This window comes from Pseudomonas sp. 05N434, assembly GCF_056396965.1.
The window spans coordinates 1-2,801 of sequence record NZ_JBFTMK010000615.1; the positions used below are offsets into that span (position 1 = coordinate 1).

Consider the following 2,801-nt stretch of genomic DNA (forward strand, 5'->3'; position numbering starts at 1 on the left):
GGTGTGGGTGGTCAGGAACGGATACCCGACCGCCATCGCCCCGAGCCCGGTAACGGTGGCGAACAACAGCCCGGTGCCCATCCAGCGCAGCGGCCGCAAGCTCATTTGCGCCTCGACCCACTGGGTGCCGGCGACCATGTATTGCAGGATGAACGCCACCGACATCACCAGTCCGGCGACGAAACCGCCACCCGGTTGGTTGTGCCCGCGCAGGAACAGATAGAAGGAGATCACCAGGGCGATCGGCAACAGCAGGCGCACCAGCACCGCCGGCACCATCATGAAACCGAGCGCGGTGTCGCTGGCGTGACGCGGGTTGACCAGATCGGTGACCACATCGGGCGCCAGCAGACGCTGTTGGGCCGGCAGTTGCAGGCTTTCTTTCGGAGGGCGGAAGCGTCGCAGCAGGGCGAACACCGCCAGGGCCACGGCCACCAGCACGGTGATTTCGCCGAGGGTGTCGAAGCCACGGAAATCCACCAGCATCACGTTGACCACGTTGCTGCCACCGCCTTCGGGTAGGGCGCGGCTGAGGTAGAACGAAGAAATGTCGTTGGGCGTCTGGCGGGTCAGCATCGCGTAGGACAACAGCGCCATGCCGCCACCGACCGCTGTCGATAGCAGCAAGTCGCGAACCCGCCGTACCCGCGCCTTGCGCAGGCTGCTCGGCAACGGTGACACCTCTTCGATCCGTCGCGGCAACCAGCGCAGGCCGAGCAGGATCAGCACCATGGTCACCACTTCGACCACCAGTTGCGTCAGGGCCAGGTCCGGCGCCGAGAACCAGACGAAGGTCACGCAGGTCATCAGGCCGCAGACACTGACCATGGTCAGGGCCGCGAGCCGGTGATACTTGGCTTGCCACGCCGCGCCGAGGGCACAGGCAATCGCCAGCAGCCAGAGGATCACGAACACGATCGAGCCCGGAATTTTCGCCCGGTCACCCCAGCTCAGGCTGCTGTGCAGCATCGGGATCACCCCGGCCAGTACGGCGGCGAGCACCACCAGAAACAGTTGGGTTTGCAGGCGCCGGGTGCTGATCCGCCGCTCCAGGCGACGGGCCAGGCGCATCATGACCACCAGGCTGCGCTCGAACAGCCGCTTGCCATTGAAACGGCTGATCACCGGCGGGTGCGTGAAGCGTCCTTGCTTGAGTTGATTACGCAGCAACAGGTAAAGCACGATGCCGCCGGACATGGCAATCAGGCTCATGAACATCGGTGCGTTCCAGCCGTGCCAGATCGCCAGGCTGTACTCGGGCAGCGTGCCGCCCACCACCGGCAATGCGGCGGCGGCGAGCAGCGAGCCGACCACTTGAGCGGGGAAAATCCCCACCACCAGACAGGTGAGCACCAGCAACTCCACCGGCGCGCGCATCCAGCGCGGCGGTTCGTGCGGGGTGTGCGGCAGATCGGTGGCGGTCGGGCCGAAGAACACGTCAACGGTGAAGCGCAGGGAGTAGGCGACGCTGAACGTCCCGGCGATGGTCGCGACGATCGGCAGGGTCATCTCGATCCAGGCCGTGGCGTTGATGAACACGGTTTCGGCGAAGAACATCTCTTTCGACAGGAAGCCGTTGAGCAGCGGCACGCCGGCCATGGAGGCGCTGGCAACCATGGCCAGGGTGGCGGTGAACGGGATCAGTTTGACCAGGCCGCTGAGTTTGCGAATGTCCCGGGTGCCGCTTTCGTGGTCGATGATCCCGGCGGCCATGAACAGCGAGGCCTTGAACGTGGCGTGGTTGAGAATGTGGAACACCGCGGCCACGGCGGCCAGCGGACTGTTCAGGCCCAGCAGCAGGGTGATCAGGCCTAGGTGGCTGATGGTCGAGTAGGCCAGCAGGCCCTTGAGGTCGTTCTGGAACATCGCGCAGTAAGCGCCGAGCAACAGGGTGCAGGCGCCGGCCCCGCTGACGATGTAGAACCATTCTTCGCTGCCGGACAGCGACGGCCACAGGCGCGCGAGCAGGAACACCCCGGCCTTGACCATGGTCGCCGAGTGCAGATACGCCGAGACCGGTGTCGGTGCCGCCATCGCGTGGGGCAACCAGAAGTGGAAGGGAAATTGCGCACTTTTGCTCAGGGCGCCAATCAGGATCAGGGGCAGCAGAACAGGGTAGAGGGCATGCGCGCGAATCAGATCGCCGGCGGCCAGGACCTTGTCCAGGTCATAGCTGCCCACCACATGGCCGAGCAGCATGACCCCTGCCAGCAAACACAAACCGCCCGCGCCGGTGACCATCAGTGCCATATAAGCACCCCGTCGCGCATCGGCGCGGTGGTGCCAGTAGCCGATCAACAGGAACGAGAAGAGGCTGGTCAGCTCCCAGAAAAACACGATCTGGATCAGGTTGCCGGAAATCACCAACCCCAGCATGGCGCCCATGAACGCCAGGAAAAACGCAAAGAAGCGCGGCACCGGATCSTCTGGTGACATGTAATAACGGGCGTACAACGAAACCAGCGTGCCGATGCCCAGCACCAGCATCGAGAACAGCCAGGCGAAACCGTCCATGCGCAGCACGAAGTTCAGGCCCAGGCTGGGGAGCCAGAAGAACTCTTCACGGATCACGCCGCCATGGGCGATTTGCGGGTACAAGAGGGCGACCTGGACGGTGCCGATCAAGGCAACCAGGCCAGCCAACAGCGATTCGGTATTACGCGCGTTGTGCGGCAGCAAGGCTGCCAGACAGCTGCCGATAAAAGGCAGAAGCAGTAGAACTATCAGGGACATAGGCTTCTAATCTGCGGAAGTTTGTGAAGCATCATACGTGCCAGCTCCCCGATCACCAAACGCCAAGC

Annotated in this window: 1 protein-coding gene; it reads right to left on the bottom strand. The window is 63.8% G+C overall.

Annotation, left to right across the window (positions count from 1 at the left end):
* The coding region (locus AC1DLB_RS26875) for a monovalent cation/H+ antiporter subunit A (protein WP_477785989.1) at window positions 1-2,733 on the bottom strand (2,733 nt) is incomplete at its 3' end.
* Between the last annotated feature and the right edge of the window lie 68 nt (window positions 2,734-2,801).